A 23,668-nucleotide genomic window follows, 5' to 3' on the forward strand; every position below is an offset into this window, starting at 1 on the left:
ACCCCGCCACGGGGCCCGGCCCGTCGTGCGTTCAGGAGAAGTACACCGCGCGCAGCCGCCGCTCCAGCCCGGCGACGCCGCCGGTGTCGATGCCGAGCTCGTCCTCCAGCGCCGCACGGACCTGGGCGGGGGAGTCCAGCTCGCGGCGTCGCGCGGGGCCGTCGGCGGGCCGCACGGTGAGCCGGGTGCCGTCGAGGGTCGTGCGCCGCCGCGGGGTGACCAGGGCGGCGGTGAGCCCGGTGCGGAACCCGGACTCCGGGTGGTGGGTGAGGTGCCAGGACCCGGTGCGGAAGTCGACGTCCGGCGCCGGGAGCAGGTCGAAGGCGTACTGGTCGGTCCACCCGCCGCTGCTGCCGCGCCGCTGCAGCACCCAGGTGCCCTGCGCGTCGCGGTCGTAGCGGTACACGGCCTGGCCGGTGGGCTGCTCCAGCCCGGTGACCAGCCGCAGCGCCGCGGTGGGGACGGTCGCGCCGAAGCCGCCGTCGACGGTGAACCGGCCCTGCGACGTGGTGACCAGGGTCAGCCGGTGCGTCCGCGACGTCGCCGGGGCGGAGCGCTCCAGCCCGAGCCGCACGCGCGCGACGAGCGGGGTGACGGCGTGGCCCAGGTCGCGCAGCGTGTCGTGCAGCAGCAGGTTGTGCTCGAAGCACCAGCCGCCGCGGCGGCCGTGCACGAGCTTGGCCGTCACCCCGGCGGGGTCGACGGGCGGGTCGGTCCCGGTGAACGGGTCGAGGTTCTCGAACGCCACCGTCGCGGTGTGCGCGCGCACGATCCGGTCGAGCTGCGCGACGTCGGGCGGGCCGGCTGCGACACCGATCCGGTCCAGGTGCGCCGCGACGGCGGGTGCGGCGGAGATCGTCATGCCGCCGACCCTGCACCCTGAACCCGGGTGCAGGTCAAGGCTCAGCGTTCGCGGGCCCCGCGCAGCGCCCAGGCGCGCAGGTGGGTGTAGCCGCGGGTGTGCAGCGTCGCGATCCGGCGCAGGTCGAAGCGCGGGTCGTCGCGCAGTGCCTCGTGCATCTCGCGGTCGACCAGGACGGTGTCCGGCCGCGCCTCGGAGGTGAGGCGGGCGGCGACGTTGACGACCTCGCCGTAGACGTCGCCGTAGCGGCTCAGCACCATGCCGTGCGCGATCCCGATGCGCAGCTGCGGCAGCGACGGCTCGGTCCGCACCCGGTCGCGCAGGCCGAGCGCGATGGCGGCGGCGTCGGCCGGGTGCTCGGTGACGTAGAGGATCTCGTCGCCGACGGTCTTGATGATGCGGCCCCGCCCGTTGGCGACGACCTCGGTGGTGACCGAGCCGAAGCGCTCGATCATCTCGCCGAGCTCGTCCATCGTGCGGCGCCGCGTGGTGCGGGTGAAGCCGACCATGTCGGCGAACCCCACCGACAGCGGCCAGGTGTCGGCCGCGATGTCGGCGGCGTCGAGCCGCTGCGCACCGGCGACCCAGCGCGACGCGGTCGCGGCGAGGTGGCGGCGCCACACGTAGGACTGCAGCGACTCCAGCTCCGGCAGCACCTCGGCGGCGAGCCGGGCCGCCGCCCGCGGCGTCAGCTCCCCGACGTGCGCGGCCGCGACCTGCGCGAGCATCCCGATCTGCCACTCGGCCAGCCGCGACAGCGACTGCGCGACGGCACGGGCGATGGCCTCGCGCGCGCTGTCGTCGGGCAGCCACTCCCGGGTCAGCGTCGCGACCGTGCGGGCCGCGGCGAGGTCGGCGCGGGTGTAGACGCGGTCGTCGGGAGCCGAGTCGGCGAACCCCAGCGCGCGCCACAGCCGTCCCGACTCGGCCGGGTCCAGCCCCGCCTCCGCGACGAGCTCGTCCCGGGTGAACTCGCGCGGCGCACCGAGGATGAACTCGTCGAGCAGCCCGCCGTCGATCTCGCTCCAGTCGATCGAGGCGGGGTCGGGCAACGGCCGGTCCGGGCCGGGGGCCGACGTCACGTGGTGTGGACGACCAGCACGTCCACCCCGGCGCGGCGGGTCGCGTCGGCGGGTACCGAGCCGAGCAGCCGGCCGGAGAAGGTGTTGAGCCCGCGGTTGCCGATCACCAGCAGGTCGGCGTTGTGGGTCTTGACGGCCTTGCGCAGCACGTCGACCGGGGCGCCGTCCTCGGCGTGGGTCGAGACGTTCTTCGCACCGACGGCGGCGGCACGGTCCGCGGCCTCGCGCAGCGCCTCCTCGGCCGGGGTCCAGCCCGTGACGAGGTAGGCCTCGTCCTTCAGCGCGTCCTCGGCGCCCGCGGTGTCCTCACGGCTCGCCGGGGTGTACGCCGAGACGATCACCAGCGTGGCGTCGCTGTCGGCGGCGACACCCGCCGCACGCTCGACGGCCGCGAAGGACGTCGACGAGCCGTCGGTGCCGACGACGATGGTCTTGTATGCGGGCACAGCTGCCTCCCGTGGGGAACGGTCACGCGACGCCGGGCGTTTGCGCGACCGGCGTCACCGCGTGCGTCGACGTTACTACGTGGTATCCGGACAACTGATCGCGACCCTCGTCCGTCATCGCCCGGACGAGTGAAATGTGACGGCCGAACGCAGCATCCGGGTTCGGACGGACGGCGGAGCGGCCCGGAACACCCCCGCCATGCCCGCCAGGGTGCCGCCGAGGTCGTCGCGCCCGGTGAGGAACGCGCGCCCGCGGCGCCCGGCGAAGAACGCGTCGAAGAAGCCGGGCACCAGGTCCGGCGGCATCTCCAGCACGGTGCGCAGCCCGTGGCGGCGCAGCCGGTGCACCGCGCGCGCCCGCGGTGACCACAGCAGCCGGTGCGCGGCCGCCGTCGCCGCGGCCGGGTCGTGGGGCAGGTGGCGCGCCAGCACCGCGGCGAGGCGCGGTGCGAGCCCGAGCGCGGGCGCGACGCCGAACCCGGTCGCCGGGTGCACGAGCGGAGCCGCCGACCCGAAGCCCACCGGGTGGCGCGCCGCGCGCGGGGTGTCCACCGGGAACCGCACGCGCTCGGCGGGCGCGTCGGCGGGCACCGTGATCCCGTGCGCGGCCAGGCGCACCGCCAGCCGGTCGCGCAGCTCGGGCAGCGGCAGCCCGGGGCGGCGCGCCAGCGACGTCTCCTCCAGCAGGACGGTGCCGTCGCCGTAGGGCACGGCGTAGAGGAAGGTCGGCCAGTCGCTCCAGCCGGGCCGGGCGGGACCGGGGGAGCGCCAGTCCATGAACACGGCCTCGCCCGGGCCGAGCAGCGGCGCCGCGGCCCGCTCGTCGACGACGACGCCCCAGGCGGTCTGCTCGGCCCGCACCCCCGGGTCGGGCCGCAGCCGCGACGGCGCGCCGGTCGCGTCCACCACCAGCGCGGCCTCGACGAGCGCGGCCTCGACCGGCGGCGCGTCGGCGGGCGCGGTGCCGACCCGTCCGGTGCGGACCGGGCCGGGGCGCAGCCGGACGCGGTGCCCGCCGCCGTGCGCGGTGACGTCGCCCGCGCCGGCCCGCCCCGCGACGACCGTGACCGCCCCGCCGGGCCCGCGCAGCCGGTCGTCGAGGTGGGCGCGCAGGCCCGCGGTGTCCAGGACGGCGTACGGGCCGAGCCGGTGCCGCGCGCCGCCGGGCAGCACGGCGTGGGCGTGCGGGCGGGCCGCCACCGCCGAGGCGGGCAGGTCCGGCGGCAGCTCCTCCGGCCAGGCGCAGTAGGTCGCCGTCCACGGCCGGTCCGGGGCCGGGTCGGCCAGCACCGTGCGCAGCCCCGCCGCGGCGCACGCACCGGCGAGCGCGCGCCCGGCCGGGCCGCCGCCGAGCACGAGCACGGCGGCGGTCGCGACCCCCGGCGCCGCGGCGGCGGTGTCCGGTGCGCCCGGCACGGTGGTCACCCCGCGGGCCGGTGGCGGGCCGAGGAGAGGCTGCCGCCGTCGATCCGCAGCGTCGCGCCGGTGATCCAGGACGCGGCGTCGGACACCAGGAACGCGACGGCCTCGGCGACGTCGGCCGGCACGCCGAGCCGGCCCAGCGGGTAGCCCGCGGCGACGGCCGCCTCGTCGTGGGCGTAGAGCGCCTCGGCGAAGCGGGTCTTCACCACCGCGGGCGCGACGGCGTTGACCCGCACCCCCGGCCCGAGCTGTCCGGCGAGCTCCTCGGTCAGCGCGAGGAGCGCGGCCTTCGAGGCGCCGTACGCGCCGATCACCCCGGTGGGCCGCAGCGCCCCGACCGAGGCGACGTTGACGACGGCGCCGCCGTGCGCGCCCATCCACACCCGGTGCGCCTGCTGCACGAAGCCGAGCGCCGCGACCACGTTGACGTCGAAGATCTTGCGGACCGCGTCGAGGTCCGCCTCGACCAGCGGACCGTACTGGGGGTTGATGCCGGCGTTGTTGACCAGCACGTCCAGCGAGCCGAACGCGGCCACGGTCCGGTCCGCCGCGTCGGCCCGGTGCGCCGCGTCGCCGGCGTTGCCGGGTACGGCCAGCACCCGCCCCCGGTCGACGCCCGCGCCCTCGGCCAGCTCCGCGGCCGCGGTGTCGAGCTCGGGCTCGCGCCGCCCGGTGATCGTCACGGAGGCGCCCCGGGCCAGCAGCGCGGCGGCGACGCCGTACCCGATGCCGCGCGACGCGCCCGTCACCAGCGCGGCCCGCCCGGCCAGGGGGGTGAGATCGGTCATGGGCCCGACCCTACGTCGCGGATCCGGTTGCCCGGACCGGTAGCCTGGGGGCGTGGTCCTGATCGAGTAGACCGGCGCGCCCGGGCACCGTCGTGCCCGCTCCCGGTCCTCTCAGCGCCCCCCACCCTCCGTCTGGAGCCCCTTCACGTGATCACCACGACCGACCTCGAACTGCGCGCCGGATCCCGCATCCTGCTCTCCGGTGCCACGCTGCGCGTGCAGCCCGGCGACCGGATCGGTCTCGTCGGGCGCAACGGCGCCGGCAAGACCACCTCGATGCGGGTGCTGGCCGGGGAGGGCGAGCCCTACTCGGGGCAGCGCAGCGCCAACTCGCCCGTCGGCTACCTGCCGCAGGACCCGCGCGAGGGCGACCTGTCGATCACCGCGAAGGACCGCGTGCTGTCCGCCCGCGGCCTCGACGTCCTGCTCGCGAAGATGGAGAAGGCGCAGACGGCGATGGCCGAGCTCGCCGACCCGGTCGCCAACGACCGGGCGGTGCGCGAGTACGGCCGGCTCGAGGAGCGCTTCTCCGCCCTCGGCGGCTACGCCGCGGAGTCCGAGGCCGCCCGCATCTGCACCCACCTCGGGCTGCCGGAGCGGGTCCTGGCCCAGCCGATGCGCACCCTCTCCGGCGGTCAGCGCCGCCGCGTCGAGCTCGCCCGGATCCTGTTCGCCGCCTCCGACGGCGGGTCCCAGTCCGCGACGACGCTGCTGCTCGACGAGCCGACCAACCACCTCGACGCCGACTCCATCACCTGGCTGCGCGGGTTCCTGCAGCAGCACGAGGGCGGCCTGGTGGTGATCAGCCACGACACCGACCTGCTGGCCGCGGTCGTGAACAAGGTCTGGTTCCTCGACGCCACCCGCGGTGAGGCCGACCAGTACAACATGGACTGGAAGCGCTACCTGGAGGCGCGCGCCACCGACGAGAAGCGCCGCCGCCGCGAGCGGGCCAACGCCGAGAAGAAGGCGTCCGCGCTGCACGCCCAGGCCGCCAAGATGGGCGCCAAGGCCACCAAGGCCGTCGCCGCGAAGAACATGGCCCGCCGCGCCGACGCCCTGCTCGCCGGTCTCGACGACGAGCGCCAGGTCGACCGCGTCGCCCACATCCGCTTCCCGACCCCGGCCGCGTGCGGGCGCACCCCGATGACCGCGGAGAACCTGTCCAAGGCCTACGGGTCGCTGGAGGTGTTCACCGGGGTCGACCTGGCCGTGGACCGCGGGTCCAAGGTCGTCGTGCTCGGCCTGAACGGCGCGGGCAAGACGACGCTGCTGCGGATCCTGGCCGGCGCCGAGCAGTCCGACTCCGGCGGGGTCGTGCCCGGCCACGGGCTGCGGCGCGGCTACTTCGCCCAGGAGCACGACACCCTGGACATGGACGCCAGCGTCTGGGACAACATCCGCCACGCCAGCCCGGACGCCCCGGAGCAGCAGCTGCGCACGCTGCTCGGCTCGTTCATGTTCTCCGGTGAGCAGCTCGAGCAGCCGGCCGGGACGCTGTCCGGCGGCGAGCGGACCCGGCTCGCGCTGGCCGGGCTGGTGTCCAGCGCGGCCAACGTCCTGCTGCTCGACGAGCCGACGAACAACCTGGACCCGGCCAGCCGCGAGCAGGTGCTCGACGCGCTGCGCCGCTTCGAGGGTGCGGTCGTGCTGGTGACCCACGACCCCGGCGCGGTCGAGGCGCTGGAGCCGGACCGCGTGATCGTGCTGCCCGACGGCACCGAGGACCACTGGTCGGCCGACTACCTGGAACTCGTCCAGCTGGCGTGACCGGCCACCGCACGACCCGGTGATCACCCGTCCGGACCACCATGATCGACGATCCCGGCCGTGACCCGGCGATGGGTCGGGCGGGCCGGGCCCGGGGTGTCCGGACGGGGCAGCGGATCCCGCCGTTCGACGGACACCGGCTCTGCACGGTGTCGGCCGCTCTGCGCCGTTCGGGGTAACCGTTCACCGATCGCGTTTTCCGCGTTCTGGTCATAAATCGTCAACTGGATCATCATGGCCTGATCGTCGCGCCGGATGCGGCGGTCCGCGGGGGCATCCGCGGAGGGGATGAGGAGGGCCGATGGCCGAGCTGAAGAAGGGCGCCCGGATCACCGGGACGCAGCGGGGGAAACTCGCGGCCGACCTGAAGAAGAAGTACGAGAAGGGCGCGAGCATCCGATCGCTGGCCGAGCAGACCGGGCGGTCGTACGGGTTCGTCCACCGGGTGCTGTCGGAGACGGGCGTGACCCTGCGCGGCCGCGGCGGCGCCACCCGCACCAAGAAGAAGTAGCAGCGCTCTCGTCGACGCCGCCGACGGGCCGAGCAGGGAGCCCGGGCGGCGTCGTCGTGCGTCCGGCACCGGTGACGCCGCGCGGCGTCGCCGGGGGTGCCCGTACCGTGATCCTGCGCCGTCCACCACCGGCGAAGGAGACACACCGTTGGATCGCCCGCTCACCCTGATGCGCGGAGTCATCCGGGGGGCGGACTCGCAGTCCATCCGCCGCGGCTCCATCGCGAAGGGAACCTGGCCCCGCATCGGGGGCTTCGTCCGTCCGTACCGCCGCTGGGTGCTGTGCTACCTGGCGCTGACGACCGTCACCGCGGTGATCGGCGTCGTCACCCCGCTGCTGGCCGGGCGGGTGGTCAACACGATCGTCGCGGCGAACCAGCTTCCCGACGCGGCCCGGGTCGTCATCGTCATCGCGGGTGCGATCGCCGGGATGGCCGTGCTGGAGGCCGTCGTCGGGCTGACCGCACGCTGGTTCTCCTCCCGCCTCGGCGAGGGCCTCATCGAGGACCTGCGGGTGGCGGTGTTCCGCCACGTCCAGTCGATGCCGCTGGCCTTCTTCGCCCGCACCCGCACCGGCGCGCTGGTCAGCCGGCTCAACAACGACGTCATCGGCGCCCAGACGGCGATCACCAGCACGCTGTCCACCGTGCTGTCCAACACCATCCAGCTGGTGCTGGCGATCGCGGTGATGATCGGGCTGGCCTGGCAGGTCACGGTGCTGGCGATGCTGCTGCTGCCGGTGTTCGTGCTCCCCGCCCGGCGGATGGGGACCTGGCTCGCCGAGCTGCGCCGCGAGGCCGCCGAGCTGAACGCGACCATGGGCAACCAGATGACCGAGCGCTTCTCGGCGCCCGGCGCGACCCTGGTGAAGCTGTTCGGCGACCCCGAGTCCGAGGCGACGGTGTTCCGCGGCCAGGTGGCGCGGGTGCGCGACATCGGGGTGCGCTCGGCGATGGTGTCGCGGCTGTTCGTGACGGCCCTGCAGCTGGTGTCGGCGCTGGCCCAGGCCATGATCTACGGCCTCGGCGGCTGGCTCGCGGTCACCGGGCAGATCCCGGCCGGCACCGTCGTCGCGCTCGGGCTGCTGCTGTCGCGGCTCTACACCCCGATGACGGCGCTGGCCAACGCCCGCGTCGACGTCATGACCGCGCTGGTCGCGTTCGAGCGCGTCTTCGAGGTCCTCGACCTGCGCCCGATGATCGCCGAGCGCCCGGACCCGCGCCCGCTGCCCGACGGTCCCGTCGACGTCGCGCTGCGCGGGGTGCGCTTCACCTACCCCACCGCCACCGACGTCTCGCTGGCCTCGCTGGAGGAGGTCGCCGTGCTCGACCAGCGCGCCGGCAGCGAGGTCCTGCACGGCGTCGACCTGCACGTGCACGGCGGCGGTCTGCTCGCGCTCGTCGGGTCCTCGGGGGCGGGCAAGTCCACGGTCGCCTCGCTCGTCCCGCGCCTCTACGACGTCGACGCCGGCGCCGTCGAGCTCGCCGGGGTCGACGTGCGGGACCTGTCGTTCGCGACGCTGCGCGGCACCGTCGGCATGGTCACCCAGGACGGGCACCTGTTCCACGACACCATCGCGGGCAACCTGCGCTACGCCGCGCCCGGCGCCACCGACGCGGAGATGACCGACGCGCTGCGCCGCGCCCGGCTCGGCGCCCTGCTCGACTCGCTGCCCGACGGGCTGGACACCGTCGTCGGCGAGCGCGGGTACCGGCTGTCCGGCGGCGAGCGGCAGCGCCTGACCATCGCCCGGCTGCTGCTCGCCCGCCCGCGGGTGGTGATCCTCGACGAGGCCACCGCCCACCTGGACTCCGAGTCGGAGGTGGCGGTGCAGGAGGCGCTGGCCGAGGCGCTGGTGGGGCGCACCGCGATCGTCATCGCGCACCGGCTCTCCACGGTCCGCTCGGCCGACCGCATCGCCGTCCTCGAGGCGGGCCGCGTGGTCGAGTCCGGCACCCACGACGAGCTGCTCGCCGCCGACGGCCGCTACGCCACGCTGTACCGGACCCAGTTCCTGCCCGCCGAGGACGGCGTCAGGACCCCGGCGCCGTCGCCGTGACCGGGTCGGTGAGCGGGGCGCCGGGCTCGGCGACCCCGGCCACGACGTGGAACAGCAGCGCCACCCCGACCGCGCCCGGGTCGGCGGCGCCGCGGGCCCGCTCGCCCAGGTAGGACGCGCGCCCGTGCCGCGCCGACAGCCCGGCGGTGCGCCGGGCCCCCTCCAGCGCGGCGGCCGCGGCGGCGGCGTACCCGTCGCGGCCGAGCGCGGCCACGGCCGGGGCCAGCGCGTCGACCATCGTGCGGTCGCCCTCCTCGGCCTCGCCGACCCGCTGGATCGCGGTGAGCCCGGCCCGGGCGCCGGCGGCGAACGCGGCGGCGTCGGCGGACCCGCACGCCAGGGCGCGGGCGATCTCGGAGAACAGCAGCCCGAGCAGCGGGCCGCTGGTGCCGCCGACCTCGTCGAGGAAGACCTCGCCGAGCGCGCCGAACCCGCGCAACGGGCCGCGCCCGGCCAGCGCGACGGCGTGTCGCACCCCGGCGCGCAGGTTGTCGCCGAAGTCGCCGTCACCGGAGTGCTGGTCGAGGTCGGTCAGCGTGCCGTGGCCGGCCTCGACGGCCTCGGCGAAGCGGGCCAGGACGGCGTCCTGGTCGAGGGGGCCGGTCACCGGTGGTCCTCCTGGGTGCGCGGGAACGCGGCGGTCCGGGCCGGCGCCGTCCACAGCGGCAGCCAGTCCGGACGCATCCGGGTCAGGGTGAGCGAGAAACCGGCCATGTCCAGGGCCGGGACGAACGTGCCGACCAGCAGTCCCACCTGCTCCAGCCCGCGACGCTCCAGCCCGGCCGCGGCCAGCTCGGCGAGCACGTACAGCTCCAGCAGCGCGGTGCCGCCCATCCCGTTCACGACGAGCACGACCTGCCCGGGGCCCGCGGGCAGCCCGGCCACGACCTCGTCGAGCATCCGCTCGACCAGGTCCTCGGTGGTGGGCCGGTCGACCGAGCGCCGGGCGCGCTCGCCGTGGATGCCGACGCCGTAGTCGAGCTGCCCGTCCAGGGCGAACGCGGGCTCCCCGGTGCGCGCCGAGGTCTGCGCCCGCGACGCGACGGCGAGGCTGCGCGAGGCCCCGGCGACCTCGGTGCCGAGCGCGGCGAGCTCGTCGAGCCCGGTGCCGCGGTCGGCGGCGGCGCCGAGCAGCTTCTCCACGACGACCGTCGCGCCCGTCCCGCGACGCCCGGTGGCGGTGTCGAGGCCGTCGGTGGCCAGGTCGTCGTCGACCAGCACGCGGCGGACCTCGATGCCCTCCATCCGCAGCCGCTCGGCGGCGATGCCGAAGTTGATCCGGTCGCCGGTGTAGTTCTTCACGACGTGCACCACGCCGTCCGGGCCGGCGGCGGCGCGGGAGGCGACCAGCACGGCCTTGTTGTGCGGCGAGGTGAACACCGGGCCGGGGGCGACGGCGTCGAGCATCCCGCGGCCGAGGAACCCGGCGTGCAGCGGCTCGTGTCCCGAACCGCCGCCGGAGACCAGCCCGACCCGGCGGTCCGGGTGGCGGTCGCGGGCGACGAGGTGGATCGGGTCCTCGCGCAGCTCGACGAGGCCGGGGTGGGCCCGGGCGAACCCGCGGACGGCGGCCGGGACGGGGTCGTCACCGGCCGGGTGGAAGGGGAGCGGCATGGCGCCGATCATCCGCCACCGGTGCGGTTCAGCGCATCAGCGGCGCGCGGACGGCGTTCTCCACGAGGTCGAGCACCGGGCCGAGGTCGTCGGCGGGCAGCCCCATCGCCAGGTGCGACACCAGGCCCTCCAGCACCAGCTCCAGGTACTGGGCCAGCACCGGGACCCCGACGTCGTCGCGCAGGGCGCCGGCGGCGGCCTGGCGCTCCAGCCGGGCGCGGGTCGCCGCGGTCAGCGCGCCGGAGTGCTCCTGCCAGCGGGCCCGGAACTCCGGCTCGGTGCGCAGCCGCCGCGACACCTCCAGCCGGGTGCCGAGCCAGCTGCGGTCCGAGGTGCCGTCGAGCAGGTCGCGCATCACCTGCACCAGGCCCTGCTCGGCGACGACCTCGGCCATCCGGGTGGCGTCCTGCTCGGCCAGGGCCAGGAACAGCGCCTCCTTGTCCCGGAAGTAGTGGAAGATCGCGCCGCGCGAGAGCCCGGTGTACTCCTCGAGCCGCCGCACGGTGGCGCCCTCGTAGCCGTGGTCGGCGAAGCAGGTCCGCGCACCGGTGAGGATCTGCTGCCGGCGGGCGGCGAGCTGGTCGGTGCTGACGCGGGGCATGCCGACCAGTATCCCGTACGCCCGTCCTGCTTGCCGTGGGGCCGCGGGACGGCCCCGCGCGTCGTCACGGAACGGGGTCGCGGACATCGTGCGGGTGTCACACCCCGGGGGTAGCGTCGACCTGGTGACCCTGGACCATCAGAGCCCCGACGGGGTGCTGCGCAGCGTGGGGGAGGCCGAGGCCTACGTGGCGTCGGTCTGCTTCAAACACGGCCCCCCGACCCTGGCGGGCGTCGAGATCGAGTGGATGCTCCACCACCCCGACCGGCCTGCCGACCCGGTCGACCTCCACGTCCTGCGGACCGCACTCGGACCGCACACCCCGGCCTCCCTGGACCCGGCCTCGTCCGCGGCCCCGCTGCCCGCCGGCGGCTCGGTCACCGTCGAGCCGGGCGGCCAGATCGAGATCTCCAGCGCTCCCGCGTCCTCTCTCGCGACGCTCGTCGGCGACCTGTCCGCCGACTCCTCCCACCTCCACCGCCTGCTCGCCGCCCACGGCCTGCGCCCGCACGCGCGGGCCGCGGACCCCGTCCGGCCCGCCCGCCGGCTGCTGGACCTGCCCCGCTACGCGGCCATGGAGTGCGTGTTCGACGGCGTCGGCCCGCACGGGCGCAGCGGCATGTGCTCCACCGCCGCCGTGCAGGTCTGTCTCGACGCCGGACCGGCCGCCGGGATCGCCGAGCGCTGGGCGGTGCTGCACGAGCTCGGCCCGGTGCTGGTCGCGGCGTTCGCGAACTCCCCGGTCCAGCACGGCCGCGCCACCGGCTGGAAGTCCTCCCGGCAGGCGTGCTGGCTCAGCCTCGACCCGTCGCGCACCGCGCCGCCGCCGCACCCGGCGCCCGGACGCGACGCCGCGGGCGCCTGGGCGCGCCGGGTCGTCGGCACCCCGCTGCTGTGCGTGCGCGGCACCGGCTCCTGGGCGGTCCCGCACGGGGTCACCTTCGCCGACTGGGCGTCGGGGCGCTGCCGCGTGGGCGTCCTCGACCGTCCGCCGACCCTGGCCGACCTGGACTACCACGTCTCGACGCTGTTCCCGCCGGTCCGCCCGCACGGCCACCTGGAGGTCCGCTACGTCGACGGCCAGGCCGGTGACGACTGGGCGCTGCCGGCGGCCGTGCTGCTCGCGCTCACCTCCTCCGGCGCCGTCGTCGACCGGGTCCGGGAGCTGTGCGCGCCCGTCGCCGACGAGTGGGTCGCCGCCGCCCGCGACGGGCTGGAGCACCCGGGCCTCGCCGCCGCGGCCGCCGCGCTGTTCCCGCTGGCCTGCGACGTCCTGGCCGCCGGCGCCGAGCCCCTGACCGCCGCCCCGGCGCCGCTGCTGGCGCGGTTGCGCGAGGTCACCGAGCGGCGCGTCCTGCGCGGCCGCTGCCCCGCCGACGACCCCGACCCCGCCGAACGCGGGACCGGACGGGAGGCGCCCGCCGCGGTCTTCCCGGCGGGCCTGCACCTGGGCGACGCCGCACCCGGCGCGCCCGTCACCGCAACGGAGACGCCCGGTCGAGAACCCGGCCGCGTGCGCACCGACGCCGTCGAGGAGTGCGTGTCATGACCGCCGAACCCACCGTCGGCCCCACCGCCGGACCCACCGCCGGCTCCCGCCCGGCCACCGGGCCGCTGACCGGGCCGGCCGCGCCGGGGGAGAGCCCCGAGGCGATGCGCACCCGCGTCGCCGCGCTGCTCGGGCGCTCCCGCGAACGCAGCACCGGACTCACCGCCCTCGACGACGGCGAGCTGACCGCCCAGCACTCCCCGCTGATGTCGCCGCTGGTCTGGGACCTCGCGCACATCGGCTCGATGGAGGAGCTGTGGCTGGTCCGCGACGTCGGCGGACGCGAGCCGCTGCGCCCGGAGATCGACGGGCTCTACGACGCGTTCGCGCACTCGCGCAGCTCGCGGGTGACCCTGCCGCTGCTGACCCCGGCCGAGGCCCGCACCTACGTCTGCGAGGTGCGCGACAAGGCGCTCGACGCGCTGCACCGCAGCCCGCTGCGCGGCCGCCCGCTGGAGGCCGACGGCTTCGCGTTCGGGATGATCGTGCAGCACGAGCAGCAGCACGACGAGACCATGCTCGCCACCCACCAGCTCCGTGCGGGTGCCCCGGTGCTCGACGCCCCCGCCCCACCCCGCCCGGCCGTCCCGGCCGACCCCGGGGCCGAGGTGGTCGTGCCGGCCGGACCGTTCGAGATGGGTACCTCCGCCGAGCCGTGGGCGCTGGACAACGAGCGGCCCGCGCACGTCGTGGACCTGCCCGCCTTCGCGATCGACGTGCACCCGGTGACCACCGGCGCCTACGCGGCGTTCGTCGACGCCGGCGGCTACGACGACGAGCGGCTCTGGACCGCGGCCGGCTGGGCGCACCGGGTCGCCGAGGACCTCGTCGCACCGCGCTTCTGGTCCCGCGACGCCGGCGGCACCTGGTGGCGGCGCCGCTTCGGCGTCGTCGAGCGCGTCCCCGACGACGAGCCCGTGATGCACGTGTCCTTCCACGAGGCGCAGGCCTACGCCCGCTGGGCCGGCGGGCGCCTGCCGACCGAGGCCGAATGGGAGAAGGCCGCCCGCCTCGACCCCGCCACCGGCCGGTCGCGCCGCTTCCCGTGGGGCGACGACGAACCCCGCGCCGAGCACGCCAACCTCGGCCAGCGCCACCTGCGTCCCGCGCCGGTCGGTGCCTATCCGGCGGGGGTCTCCGCGCTCGGGGTCGCGCAGATGGTCGGCGACGTCTGGGAGTGGTGCGACTCCGGCTGGCACCCGTACCCGGGGTTCAGCGTGTTCCCGTACCCGGAGTACTCCGAGGTCTTCTTCGGCGGCGACTACGCGGTGCTGCGCGGCGGCTCGTTCGGCACCGACCCGGCCGCGATCCGGGCGACGTTCCGCAACTGGGACCACCCGGTCCGCCGCCAGATCTTCGCCGGGTTCCGCCTGGTCCGCGACGTCGCCCCCGTGCGCTGAGGTGTGCCGCCACCTGGCCCACCTCGGACCACCCGCCACCCTCGCGTCGCTGCTGCTCGAACCGGAGCACGGGCTGCTCGCGCAGTCCTGGGCCCCGGCCGACATGCGCGGCGGCGGCACGATCAACGCCGACGGCCACGGCGCCGGCTGGTACCCGCCCGGCGCCGCGGCCCCGGTGCGGTACCGGTCGGCCCGCCCGCTGTGGGCCGACACGTCCTTCGCGTCGCTGGCCGGGGCGACGGTCTCGGGCGCGGTGCTCGCCGCCGTCCGCTCGGCGACGGTCGGGATGCCGGCGGTCGAGACCGCCGCGGCCCCCTTCACCGACGGGCGGTGGCTGTTCAGCCACAACGGTGTCGTCCGCGGCTGGCCCGCCACGATGGCGACGGCCGCGTCGTCGCTGCCGGTCACCGACCTGCTCACCCTCGACGCCCCCACCGACGCCGCCCTGCTGTGGGCGCTGGTGCGCCACGGCCTGGCCGCCGGCGACGACCCGGCCGACCTGCTCGCGCGGGTCTGCGCGGACACCGAGCGCGCCGCGCCGGAGTCGCGGCTGAACCTGCTGCTCACCGACGGCACGACGGTCTGGGCCACCGCCTGGCGCCACGCGCTGGCCGTCCGGACGGTGACCGGCGGACCGGCCGCCGCGGTGACCGTCGCGTCCGAACCGACCCACGCGTTCCCCGACTGGACCCGGGTGCCCGATCGGCACCTGGTGGTGGCCCGCCCGGGCCACCACGACCTGCACCGGCTGACCTAGGAGCACCGTGTCCGCACTGTCAGATCCCGGCACCATCCAGCTGGACGTCCACCTCTCGCAGACCGACGCCGGCGCCGCGCTGCGGTCCGACGTGACGCGGGGACTCGCCGCGTCGCCGAAGGAGCTGCCGCCGAAGTGGTTCTACGACGCCCGCGGGTCCGAGCTGTTCGAGCAGATCACCGCGCTGCCGGAGTACTACCCGTTCCGGACCGAGCGCGCGCTGCTGACCGACTCCGTCGACGACGTCGCCCGCGCCTCGGGCGCGGACACCGTGGTCGAGCTGGGGTCGGGGTCCTCGACGAAGACGCGGCTGCTGCTCGACGCGTTCACCCGGGCCGGGACGCTGCGCCGCTACGTCCCGCAGGACGTCAGCGAGTCCGCGCTGCGCGGCGCGATCGACGAGCTGCACCGCGACTACCCGCACCTGGACGTGCACGGCGTCGTCGGCGACTTCACCCGCGACCTGGACCGGCTGCCCGGCGCCGAGCCCGGCGGGAAGCGGATGATCGCCTTCCTCGGCGGCACCATCGGCAACCTGCTGCCCGGCCCGCGCCACGACTTCCTCCTCCACGTCCGCTCGGTGCTGCAGCCCGGCGAGCAGCTGCTGCTCGGCACCGGCCTGGCCACCGACCCGGCGGTCATGGTGCCCGCCTACGACGACGCCGCCGGGGTCACCGCCGAGTTCAACCGCAACGTGCTGCACGTGCTGAACCGCGAGCTGCACGCCGACTTCGACGTCGACGCCTTCCAGCACGTCGCGGTGTGGGACGCGGACAACTCCTGGATCGAGATGCGGCTGCGCGCGACCCGGGACATGCGCGTGCGGGTCGCCGACCTCGACCTCGGCGTGGACTTCACCGCGGGGGAGGAGCTCGCGACCGAGGTGTCGGCGAAGTTCACCACCGACGTGCTCGACGACGTCACCGCCGCCGCCGGGTTCACCACCACCCGCCGCTGGGTCGACCCGGACCGGCGGTTCGCACTGACCCTGCTCACCGCGGCCTGAGCCCACCGGCGGTGCCGCCCGCGTGCGGTGCGGCACCGCCGGTGCGCCGCTAGCGTCGCGCCATGGCGATGAACGCGCTGCACCGGCGGATCTGCCGGTCGGACTCCTGGGCCGACCGCATGCACGGCAGCACGCTGCCCTGGGCGACCCGTGACGTCGACCTGTCCGGTGAGGTGCTGGAGATCGGGCCGGGCTACGGCGTGACCACCCGCTGGCTCGCCCCGCGGGCCGGTGCGCTGACCGCCCTGGAGGTCGACCCGGTGCTGGCCGGCGACCTGCGCGACGGGCTCGGCCGCGACCTCGGCGTCGACGTCCGCCACGGCGACGGCGCGGCCCTGCCGTTCCCGGACGGCGCCTTCGACGCCGTCGTCTGCTTCACGATGCTGCACCACGTCCCGACGCCCGGCGAGCAGGACCGGCTGTTCGCCGAGGCCACGCGGGTGCTGCGCCCGGGCGGGACGTTCGCCGGGATCGACTCCCGGCTCACGCCCCGGTTCCGGCTGATCCACGTCGGGGACACGATGACCGTCGTGGACCCGGAGTCGCTGCCGCGCCGCCTCGGCGCCGCCGGCCTCGCGGGCCCGCGGACCGAACTCGGCGGCCGGTCGTTCCGGTTCCGGGCCACCCGCGCCTAGGGTGCGACCATGAGCACCGACTGGCGCGACGACGGCGTGCGCGTGATCCCCGGCGACATGCTCGACGACAACACCCCGCAGACGCCCGGCATGCACCGCGCCGCCGCCGTCACCGCGGCCCGGGCCGGCGCGCAGCGCCTCTGGGCGGGCACCGTCACGATCCACCCCGGCGCGCGCACCGGCGCCCACCACCACGGCGAGCTGGAGAGCGTCATCTACGTGGTGCGCGGCCGGGCCCGCATGAAGTGGGGCGAGAACCTGGAGTTCACCGCCGAGGCCGGGCCCGGCGGCTTCATCTTCGTGCCGCCCTGGGTGCCGCACCAGGAGATCAACGCCCTCGACGACGAGCCGCTCGAGTGCGTCCTGACCCGCTCCGGTCAGGAGCCGGTCGTGGTCAACCTCGACATCACCGGGGTGCCCGACCCCGAGCACGTGCCGTGGGTCGACCCGCTGCACCGGGGCTGACGGGCAGCACCACCCACAGCGCGGCGGCGAGGACGGCGGCGAGGCCGGTGCCGAGCACGACGTCGAGCACCGGCCAGGTCGCGGGCCCCGGGTCGGCGCCGAGCAGGTACACGGAGAGCGGGTCCACCAGCCGTCCCTGGTAGGCCAGCACCGTCGCCGGCCCGAGCGCGAGCAGCAGGCCCGCGGCCCGCCCGGCCGTGCTCGTCCGGCCGGGCCGCCGGAGCCCGAGCAGGGCCGACGCGGCGAGGAGCAGCAGCCCGGCCAGCATCAGCGGGATCCAGCCCCGCCACAGCCCCACCGGCAGCAGCGGGACCGCGGTCCCGCGCATCCGCAGCAGGCCCGGCACCTGCTGCACGACGAGCAGCGCCGCCGCCGCGAGGGCGAGGACCGGTGTCGCCCGCCACGGCCGGGCGTGCGACCCGCCCGCCGGCCGCGGCGCGCCCGCCGCACGGGGGCCGATCATCCGAACAGGCCCTGGGCGAGCAGGCCGAGCGCCGCGAGCGCGGACAGGCCGAGCACCGCGGGACGGGTGGCGCCCCGGTCGACCAGCGGCCGCGCCGGCCCCGACGCGAGGAACCCCACCAGCAGGAACGGCAGGAGCAGCAGGCCGTGGAGGAGACCGGCGGCGTCGACGGCGCCGCCCAGCCCGAGCCCGGCCAGCGACACCGCCGTCCCGACCAGGAAGAACGCCGCGAGCGTCGCGCGGATCCGCGGACCGGACTCGTGCTGGTAGAGCAGCGCCACCGGCGGTCCGCCGATCGCCGCGGCCGTGCCCGACACCCCGGCCACCACGCCGGCCCCGAGCAGGGCGGGCGGTGCGGGACGCACCCGGACCGGGGCGAAGGACACGAGCACGCAGACCAGCACGATCAGCGCGACGGTCACCGTGAACACCCGCGGCGACAGCGTCACCACCAGGTAGGTCCCGAGCGCCGTGCCGGGCAGCCGCCCGAGCAGTGCCCACCCGACGCCGGGCCAGTCGGTGCCGTCCCGCTCGCGCCACCACCCCGCGAAGCCGATCGCGGTGGCGACCACCAGGACCGGGACCGGCACCCACGACGGGTCGATCAGGGCGAGCAGCGGGGTGGCGACCAGCGCCATCCCGAACCCGACCGCGCCCTGCACCAGCGCCCCGACGGCGACGACCAGGCCGGCCACGAGCAGTTCGGTCCAGACGATCGTCACCCCGGCACGGTAACCGGGAGGCGCGACGCCCTCCCGCCGGCGTAGGGTCCCCGACGTGCGCAGCCCGGAGTCCGACACGCGGTAGCCACCGGTCCTCCCCGGTGGCGGCGACCTCGCCTGCCCGCTCCCGGTGACGCGGCCGGACCGTCCGTCCTCCCGGCCCCTCACCCACGGAGCTCCCGTGCCGCTCGTCGTCCTCGCCTGCGCGGTGTTCGCCCAGGCCACCTCCGAATTCATGCTCGCCGGGCTGGTCCCGGCCGTCGCCGCCGACCTCGCCGTCCCCGCCGCGGCCGCCGGGTCGCTGACCGCGGTGTTCGCCGCCGGGATGGTGCTCGGCGCGCCGCCGGCGGCGGCCCTGGCCCGCCGGTGGCCGCCGCGCCCCGCGCTGGCCGGGTTCCTCGCCGTGTTCGTCGTCGTGCACGTCGTGGGGGCGCTCACCCCGTCCTTCGCGGTGCTGGTGGCCACGCGGCTGCTCGCGGCGTGCGCGAACGCCGGGTTCCTGGCCGTCGCGCTGTCGGTCGCCGTCGCCGCCGCCGGGCCGGGACGGACCGCGCGGGCCGCCGCGACCCTGCTGGCCGGCACGGCCCTCGCGCTCGTCGCCGGGGTGCCCGCGGGTGCCCTGCTCGGCCACGAGCTCGGGTGGCGGGCGACGTTCTGGGCGGTCGCCGCCGTCGCGGCACTCGCTCTGGCCGGGGTCCTCGCCGCGGTTCCCGCCGCCGTCGGCGGCGGGAACGGCGCGCGCGCGGTGCCCGCGCTGCGGGCCGAGGCCGCCGCGCTGCGGGCGGGCCCGGTGGTCCGGACCCTGCTGCTCGCCGCGCTGGTCAACGGCGCGACGTTCGCCGCGCACACCTACCTCGCGTCGCTGCTGGGCGCGGCGGGCGGACCGTCGGCGGTGCCGGCCGGGCTGCTGCTGTTCGGCCTCGGCGCGGTCGCCGGCGTGGCGGTCGCGGGCCGCCACGGCGATGCCCGTCTCCGCACGCTGCTGGTCGCGGGCGGTGTCGCGCTGCCCGCCGGGTGGGCGGGCGCGGCGCTGCTCGTCGACCACCCGGTGCCGCTCGCGCTGCTGGTCGGGCTGCTCGGCGCGGCCGGGTTCGCCCTCGGCTCCGCCCTGGTGGCCCGGGCGCTGGCCCTCGCCCCCGGCGCCCCGACCCTCGGCGGCGCGACGGCGACGGCGTCGCTGAACCTGGGGGCGACGGCGGGCCCCCTGCTCGGCGCGGCCGGGCTCGCCGTCGCGGGCCCGGCCGGTCCCGCGTGGGTCGCGGCGCTGCTCGGGGCGGTGGCGCTGCCGGTCGCGGCCGGCAGCCTCACAGCGAATCCCACTGCACCTCCGGGCCGGGGGTCCACGGCCGCGCCCAGCCACCGAGGCGGAGCAGGGCGTCGACGACGTCGCCGGTGAACCCCCACACCACGTCCTCGCCGACCCGGAACGCGGGCCCGCGCCAGATCCCCCCGCCCGCGCCGAGCCGGAACCGGTTCGCCGGGTCGGCGAGCACCGCCAGCGGCACCCGCAGCACCGCCTCGGTCTCCGCGGGGTCGACCGCCCGCACCGGGGACGGCGACCGCCAGTGCCCCAGTACCGGGGTGACGTGGAACCCGGACAGCAGGATCAGCCGCGGCAGCACCGCGACGACGTCCACACCGGAGGCGTCCAGCCCGGTCTCCTCGGTGGCCTCGCGCAGCGCGGTGGCGCCCGGGTCGGTGTCGCCCGGGTCGGCCCGCCCGCCGGGGAAGGAGATCTCCCCGGAGTGGTGGCGCAGCCGCCGGGCGCGGCGCTGCAGCAGGACCTCGGGTCCGTCGGGGCCCTGCCCGAGCAGCACGAGCACCGCGGACTGGCGCGGCCCGACGTGGTCGGCGGGCAGGTCGTTGGCGCTGATGTCGCGGGCGCCGGCCCCGTCGAGGCCGCGCAGCAGCGTCGCCATCCACCCCGGTGCCCGGGCCGGGGCGGGGCGGACGGCGTCGAGGTAGCGGCCGGCCGCGGCGACGGCGTCGCTCACAGGTACGACCTGGTGATCATCTCGAGATAGTGGCCCGCGGGGTCGAGGAAGTACACCCCGCGCCCGCCGTGCCCGTGGTTGACCTCCCCGGGCCGGGTGCGCTGCGGGTCGGCCCAGTGCTCGACGCCGTCGCCGACGAGACGGGCGTACGCGCGGTCGAACAGCGCGTCGTCGACCAGGAAGGCGTAGTGCTGCGGCGGGATCTCGGGCCAGGCCTCGCGCGGCAGGTCCGCGAACTGGACCAGGACGCCGTCGTCGAGCGTGACGTTGGTGAACGGGCCCCAGGACGGCGCCGGCGCCGCCTCCAGGACGTGGACGTAGAACGCCGACGAGGCCTCGCGGTCCCGGGCGGCGACGATGGTGTGGTCGAACCGAATGCCCATGCGGTCTCCTGACGTGGGGGACCGCGCGCACGACGTGCCGGAAGGAGCGCCCGCGGGCCCGTGCGGGACTGGCTGGTGCTCCTTCCGGCTGGGCCCATGGGGGGCGCACCGGCGAGGCTATCAGCGCAGCGCCGCGTTGCCGACGTCCTGCGCGGACCGCAGACCCGGCCCGACCGGCAGCCGGCCGGCGAAGACCTCGTCGAGGGTCGGCTCCATCGCCGTCAGCGCGGCCCCGTACTTCGGCCCGCTCGGCGCCGGGATGGTCGGGCCGTCCTCCACGAACGGGCGGGTGTCGACGCCGCGGGCCGCCCAGTAGGCGAACCAGCCCCGCTGGGCGGCGGTGACGGCGGGCAGCCCCGCACCGCTGTCGCCGACCGGCGCGGCCCCCTCCGGCGACCCCAGCCAGCGCAGCACGCGCAGGATCTCGGGGCGCTTCGGGCTGTCCGCGTTGCCCGCCGCGACGATGCTGTTGACCACGCTGACCCGCCCGGCCGGACCGGCGGGCAGCGGCGCGACGCCCCAGGCGAACGGCGCCTCGGTCAGGTTGGCCAGGTTGTAGGTGCCGCTCTGGAACAGCGCCATCCTGCCCTGCAGGAACGCGTCGCGGCTGAAGTCCGGGTTCTGGCCGGTGTCCGCCGCCGACGGCGCCACCCGCTCGCGGTCGATCATGTCCACGAGGTAGCCGAACGCCTGCTCGCCCGCGGGGGTCGCGAAGTCGAAGGTCCCGTCGGGGGCCTGGAAGCGCGCCCCGTTCGAGCCCACGAAGTTGTAGAAGATCGCCTGCAGGTCGCGGGCCGCGTTGTAGCCGTAGCGGCGCACCGCACCGGGGTCGAAGCCCGGCTGCCCGGGGCTGCGGCCGGCGGCGTCGCGGGTCAGCCGCCGCGCCGCGGGCAGCAGGGTGTCGGCGGCCGGGTCGGTCGGGTCCCAGCGCAGCGCGGCCGGGTCGACGCCGGCCTCGCGCACCATGTCCCGGTGGTAGAACAGCGCGATCCGGCCGTCGGTCACCGCGGGCACGCCCCACAGCGTCCCGGCGCGGGTGTACTGCTCGACGGCGGGCGCGGCCCAGCCGGCGCGCTGGTCGGCGAGCGCGGAGCCGACGTCGATGAGCCTGCCCGCGTCGGCGAACGCGCCGAAGTACTGGGCGTTGACCCAGTACACGTCGGTGGCGGTGCCGGAGGCCACGTCGAGCGGCAGCGAGGTGAAGTAGTCCGCGAACGGCACCTGCACGAGCTCGACCCGGATGTCGGGGTTGGCCCGGGAGAACGCGGCGAAGCTCCGCTCGTAGGCGGCCGCGACCTGGCGGTCCCAGAGCCGGAACGTCACGGTGGTGACGCCGTCGGCGTCGTCGTCGAAGCGCGACGCGGGCGAGCAGGCGCTCGCCAGCAGGACCGCGACGAGCCCCAGAGCGGCGGCCAGGCGCCGGGTCACCGGAAGCCCGTGATCGTGATCGAGCGGACGATGCGGCGCTGGAACACCAGGAACAGCACGATCAGCGGGACGACCGACACCGTCGTCGCCGCCATCACGATCGGCCAGTTGCCGTTGTACTGGGTCTGCAGGCCCGCGGTCGCGGTCGTCATCACCTGCCAGGTGCGGCCCGAGGTGATCACCAGCGGCCACAGGAAGTTGTTCCAGTGCGTCACCACGGTGATCACCGCGAGCGTGACCAGGATCGGCCGGCTCGCCGGGACGACGACGTGGCGCAGGATCCGCACCGTGCCCGCCCCGTCGAGCCGGGCCGCGTCGAGGAGGTCCTGCGGGATGGCGCGGAAGTGCTCGCGCAGCAGGAAGATCGCGTACGGCGACCCGAACAGGTAGGGCAGCACCAGCGCCCAGAACGTGTTGCGCAGTCCCGCGTCGGTCATCATCAGGTACAGCGGGATGATCGTCACGACCTGCGGGACCATCAGCGTCGCCAGGTACAGCCAGAACAGCGCGTCGCGGCCGGGGAACTCCAGGCGGGCGAACGCGTACGCGGCGAGCACCGAGAACAGCAGCTGCCCGGCCAGCACGACCAGCACCACCTGCGCGGTGACCGCGATCGGGGTGACGAAGTCGTAGTCGCGCCCGAACAGCGCCACCACGTTCTCCGCGGTCGGCGGCGCCGGTGGGGACAGCACCGGCGTGGCGGCGAACTGGCGGGTGGTCTTCGCCGCGGTGGCCACGCTCAGCACGAACGGCGCGAGCGTGACGACCGCGCCCGCGAGCAGCGCGGCCAGCACCGCGGCGTCGGTGAGGCGGGACCGGTGTCGCCTCACGTGTCGAGCTCGTAGGTCGTGCGGCGGGCGAACCACCGCTGCTGGGCCACGGTCACGGCCACCAGGATCACGAACAGCACCACCGCCATCACCGCGGCCTGCCCGACCGCACGGTTCTCGAAGGCCTCGTAGTAGATCCGTCCCGCGACGACGTCGGTGACACCCTGCGGACCCCCGTTCGGCGTGAGCGCGTAGACCGAGTCGAACACCTGGAAGCTGGAGATGACCCCGGTGACCAGGACGAAGAACAGCGTGGGCCGCAGCAGCGGCAGCCGGATGCGCCACAGCAGCTGCCACGCCGAGGCGCCGTCGAGGCGCGCGGCCTCCACGACCGTGGCGGGGATCGCCTGCAGCCCGGCGAGGAAGAACAGCGCGACGTAGCCGATCTGCGTCCACGCGGTCACCGCGGCGACCGACGGCAGCGCGAGCGCGGGGTCGGCCAGCCACTCGACCCGCACCCCGAGCAGCGCGTTGAGCGCGCCGTCGGTGGGGGACAGGATCCACCGCCACACCACGCCGAGCACCAGCGGCGCGCAGATCCACGGCAGCACGAAGACCACCCGGAACACCGTGGTGCCCGGCAGGCCGCGGTCGAGCAGCAGCGCGGTCGCCAGCCCCAGCACCGTCTGCACCGGGATGACGATGACCACGAAGAACGCCGTGACCAGCAGCGAGCGCGCGAAGCGGCCGTCGGCGGCGACGGCGAGCAGGTTCTCGGCGCCGACGAAGGTGCGCGGGCCGATGAGGTCCCAGCGGAACATGCCGAGCCCCAGCACGACCAGCACCGGGACGAGCAGGAACACCACCACGCCGAACAGGCTCGGCGCCAGCAGCAGGTAGGCGGTGCGCGTCTCGGCGCGCCGCCGCGGGGACACCACCGG

26 protein-coding genes are annotated in these 23,668 nt (G+C 76.2%); 10 read left to right on the top strand and 16 right to left on the bottom strand.

The window, feature by feature from the left end; genetic code table 11:
* Positions 1 to 31: 31 nt before the first annotated feature.
* The 5 genes from WJX68_RS21780 to WJX68_RS21800 form a co-directional block, all read right to left on the bottom strand.
* The gene (locus WJX68_RS21780) at positions 32 to 862 is read right to left on the bottom strand and encodes an arylamine N-acetyltransferase family protein (RefSeq protein WP_340294074.1); all 831 of its coding nucleotides are present in this window, start codon (positions 860 to 862) and stop codon (positions 32 to 34) included.
* A gap of 41 nt (positions 863 to 903) precedes the next feature.
* Positions 904 to 1,914 (bottom strand): adenylate/guanylate cyclase domain-containing protein, encoded by a 1,011-nt coding sequence (locus tag WJX68_RS21785; protein WP_340294076.1) that lies wholly within the window; start codon positions 1,912 to 1,914, stop codon positions 904 to 906.
* Positions 1,915 to 1,940: 26 nt separating this feature from the next.
* Positions 1,941 to 2,390: a universal stress protein gene (locus WJX68_RS21790; protein WP_340294078.1), complete on the bottom strand. Its 450-nt coding sequence runs from the start codon at positions 2,388 to 2,390 to the stop codon at positions 1,941 to 1,943.
* Positions 2,391 to 2,504: 114 nt separating this feature from the next.
* On the bottom strand, positions 2,505 to 3,806 hold the full coding sequence (locus tag WJX68_RS21795; protein WP_340294080.1) for a lycopene cyclase family protein: 1,302 nt from the start codon (positions 3,804 to 3,806) through the stop codon (positions 2,505 to 2,507).
* A 5-nt stretch (positions 3,807 to 3,811) separates the two neighbouring features.
* Entirely contained in the window at positions 3,812 to 4,600 is a 789-nt protein-coding gene (locus tag WJX68_RS21800) for an SDR family oxidoreductase (protein WP_340294082.1), read from the bottom strand.
* Between the two features lie 147 nt (positions 4,601 to 4,747).
* On the opposite strand from WJX68_RS21800, the gene WJX68_RS21805 reads away from it, so the two are divergent.
* The gene (locus WJX68_RS21805) at positions 4,748 to 6,370 is read left to right on the top strand and encodes an ABC-F family ATP-binding cassette domain-containing protein (protein WP_340294084.1); all 1,623 of its coding nucleotides are present in this window, start codon (positions 4,748 to 4,750) and stop codon (positions 6,368 to 6,370) included.
* 23 nt (positions 6,371 to 6,393) lie between these two features.
* Here WJX68_RS21805 and WJX68_RS21810 read toward each other — a convergent pair whose 3' ends face one another.
* A complete protein-coding gene (locus tag WJX68_RS21810) occupies positions 6,394 to 6,606 on the bottom strand; it encodes a hypothetical protein (RefSeq protein ID WP_340294086.1) in 213 nt (70 codons plus the stop codon).
* 65 nt (positions 6,607 to 6,671) lie between these two features.
* On the opposite strand from WJX68_RS21810, the gene WJX68_RS21815 reads away from it, so the two are divergent.
* The gene (locus WJX68_RS21815; protein WP_010240451.1) at positions 6,672 to 6,881 is read left to right on the top strand and encodes a helix-turn-helix domain-containing protein; all 210 of its coding nucleotides are present in this window, start codon (positions 6,672 to 6,674) and stop codon (positions 6,879 to 6,881) included.
* Positions 6,882 to 7,029: 148 nt separating this feature from the next.
* On the top strand, positions 7,030 to 8,940 hold the full coding sequence (locus tag WJX68_RS21820; RefSeq protein WP_340294101.1) for an ABC transporter ATP-binding protein: 1,911 nt from the start codon (positions 7,030 to 7,032) through the stop codon (positions 8,938 to 8,940).
* On the opposite strand, the gene WJX68_RS21825 is transcribed toward WJX68_RS21820, so the two are convergent.
* From WJX68_RS21825 to WJX68_RS21835, 3 genes are read right to left on the bottom strand one after another with little or no spacing between them, the layout of a single operon-like run.
* Complete coding sequence (locus WJX68_RS21825) at positions 8,915 to 9,547, bottom strand: DAK2 domain-containing protein (protein ID WP_340294103.1); 633 nt, start codon at positions 9,545 to 9,547, stop codon at positions 8,915 to 8,917. The genes WJX68_RS21820 and WJX68_RS21825 overlap by 26 nt on opposite strands.
* Positions 9,544 to 10,554 carry a dihydroxyacetone kinase subunit DhaK gene (locus WJX68_RS21830; protein ID WP_340294105.1) on the bottom strand — a complete coding sequence of 337 codons (1,011 nt, stop codon included), beginning with the start codon at positions 10,552 to 10,554 and terminating at the stop codon, positions 9,544 to 9,546. The genes WJX68_RS21825 and WJX68_RS21830 overlap by 4 nt, the downstream gene beginning before the upstream one ends.
* A 28-nt stretch (positions 10,555 to 10,582) precedes the next feature.
* Positions 10,583 to 11,155, bottom strand: a complete 573-nt coding sequence (locus tag WJX68_RS21835; protein WP_340294107.1) for a TetR/AcrR family transcriptional regulator — start codon at positions 11,153 to 11,155, stop codon at positions 10,583 to 10,585.
* Positions 11,156 to 11,279: 124 nt separating this feature from the next.
* On the opposite strand from WJX68_RS21835, the gene egtA reads away from it, so the two are divergent.
* The 6 genes from egtA to WJX68_RS21865 all read left to right on the top strand — a co-directional run bounded on the left by egtA (position 11,280) and on the right by WJX68_RS21865 (position 16,967).
* A complete protein-coding gene (egtA, locus tag WJX68_RS21840; RefSeq protein ID WP_340294109.1) occupies positions 11,280 to 12,704 on the top strand; it encodes an ergothioneine biosynthesis glutamate--cysteine ligase EgtA in 1,425 nt (474 codons plus the stop codon).
* A gap of 104 nt (positions 12,705 to 12,808) precedes the next feature.
* The gene (gene egtB, locus WJX68_RS21845; RefSeq protein ID WP_340294212.1) at positions 12,809 to 14,104 is read left to right on the top strand and encodes an ergothioneine biosynthesis protein EgtB; all 1,296 of its coding nucleotides are present in this window, start codon (positions 12,809 to 12,811) and stop codon (positions 14,102 to 14,104) included.
* Position 14,105: 1 nt separating this feature from the next.
* On the top strand, positions 14,106 to 14,861 hold the full coding sequence (gene egtC, locus WJX68_RS21850) for an ergothioneine biosynthesis protein EgtC (RefSeq protein WP_340294111.1): 756 nt from the start codon (positions 14,106 to 14,108) through the stop codon (positions 14,859 to 14,861).
* Between the two features lie 16 nt (positions 14,862 to 14,877).
* The gene (gene egtD / locus WJX68_RS21855) at positions 14,878 to 15,867 is read left to right on the top strand and encodes an L-histidine N(alpha)-methyltransferase (RefSeq protein ID WP_340294214.1); all 990 of its coding nucleotides are present in this window, start codon (positions 14,878 to 14,880) and stop codon (positions 15,865 to 15,867) included.
* A 62-nt stretch (positions 15,868 to 15,929) separates the two neighbouring features.
* On the top strand, positions 15,930 to 16,502 hold the full coding sequence (locus WJX68_RS21860) for a class I SAM-dependent methyltransferase (RefSeq protein WP_340294112.1): 573 nt from the start codon (positions 15,930 to 15,932) through the stop codon (positions 16,500 to 16,502).
* A 9-nt stretch (positions 16,503 to 16,511) separates the two neighbouring features.
* A complete protein-coding gene (locus WJX68_RS21865; RefSeq protein ID WP_340294115.1) occupies positions 16,512 to 16,967 on the top strand; it encodes a cupin domain-containing protein in 456 nt (151 codons plus the stop codon).
* On the opposite strand, the gene WJX68_RS21870 is transcribed toward WJX68_RS21865, so the two are convergent.
* Complete coding sequence (locus WJX68_RS21870) at positions 16,909 to 17,430, bottom strand: hypothetical protein (protein WP_340294117.1); 522 nt, start codon at positions 17,428 to 17,430, stop codon at positions 16,909 to 16,911. The two genes, WJX68_RS21865 and WJX68_RS21870, sit on opposite strands and share 59 nt — an antisense overlap.
* On the bottom strand, positions 17,427 to 18,152 hold the full coding sequence (locus WJX68_RS21875) for a sulfite exporter TauE/SafE family protein (RefSeq protein WP_340294119.1): 726 nt from the start codon (positions 18,150 to 18,152) through the stop codon (positions 17,427 to 17,429). Before WJX68_RS21875 ends, WJX68_RS21870 begins: the two co-directional genes overlap by 4 nt.
* 130 nt (positions 18,153 to 18,282) lie before the next feature.
* Here WJX68_RS21875 and WJX68_RS21880 point away from each other — a divergent pair, with 130 nt between their 5' ends.
* A complete protein-coding gene (locus WJX68_RS21880; RefSeq protein WP_422785756.1) occupies positions 18,283 to 19,548 on the top strand; it encodes an MFS transporter in 1,266 nt (421 codons plus the stop codon).
* On the opposite strand, the gene WJX68_RS21885 is transcribed toward WJX68_RS21880, so the two are convergent.
* From WJX68_RS21885 to WJX68_RS21905, 5 genes are all read right to left on the bottom strand, one after another.
* On the bottom strand, positions 19,457 to 20,146 hold the full coding sequence (locus tag WJX68_RS21885; protein ID WP_340294123.1) for an NUDIX hydrolase: 690 nt from the start codon (positions 20,144 to 20,146) through the stop codon (positions 19,457 to 19,459). The genes WJX68_RS21880 and WJX68_RS21885 overlap by 92 nt on opposite strands.
* Positions 20,143 to 20,529, bottom strand: a complete 387-nt coding sequence (locus WJX68_RS21890) for a VOC family protein (protein WP_340294125.1) — start codon at positions 20,527 to 20,529, stop codon at positions 20,143 to 20,145. The genes WJX68_RS21885 and WJX68_RS21890 overlap by 4 nt, the downstream gene beginning before the upstream one ends.
* A 120-nt stretch (positions 20,530 to 20,649) precedes the next feature.
* Positions 20,650 to 21,957, bottom strand: coding sequence for an ABC transporter substrate-binding protein (locus WJX68_RS21895; protein ID WP_340294127.1), 1,308 nt, complete (start codon positions 21,955 to 21,957; stop codon positions 20,650 to 20,652).
* Positions 21,954 to 22,787 (bottom strand): carbohydrate ABC transporter permease, encoded by an 834-nt coding sequence (locus WJX68_RS21900; protein WP_340294129.1) that lies wholly within the window; start codon positions 22,785 to 22,787, stop codon positions 21,954 to 21,956. The genes WJX68_RS21895 and WJX68_RS21900 overlap by 4 nt, the downstream gene beginning before the upstream one ends.
* Positions 22,784 to 23,665: a carbohydrate ABC transporter permease gene (locus WJX68_RS21905; protein ID WP_340294132.1), complete on the bottom strand. Its 882-nt coding sequence runs from the start codon at positions 23,663 to 23,665 to the stop codon at positions 22,784 to 22,786. The genes WJX68_RS21900 and WJX68_RS21905 overlap by 4 nt, the downstream gene beginning before the upstream one ends.
* Positions 23,666 to 23,668: the final 3 nt, after the last annotated feature.

The sequence above is a fragment of the Pseudonocardia spirodelae genome, from assembly GCF_037727765.1.
Lineage (GTDB): Bacteria > Actinomycetota > Actinomycetes > Mycobacteriales > Pseudonocardiaceae > Pseudonocardia > Pseudonocardia spirodelae.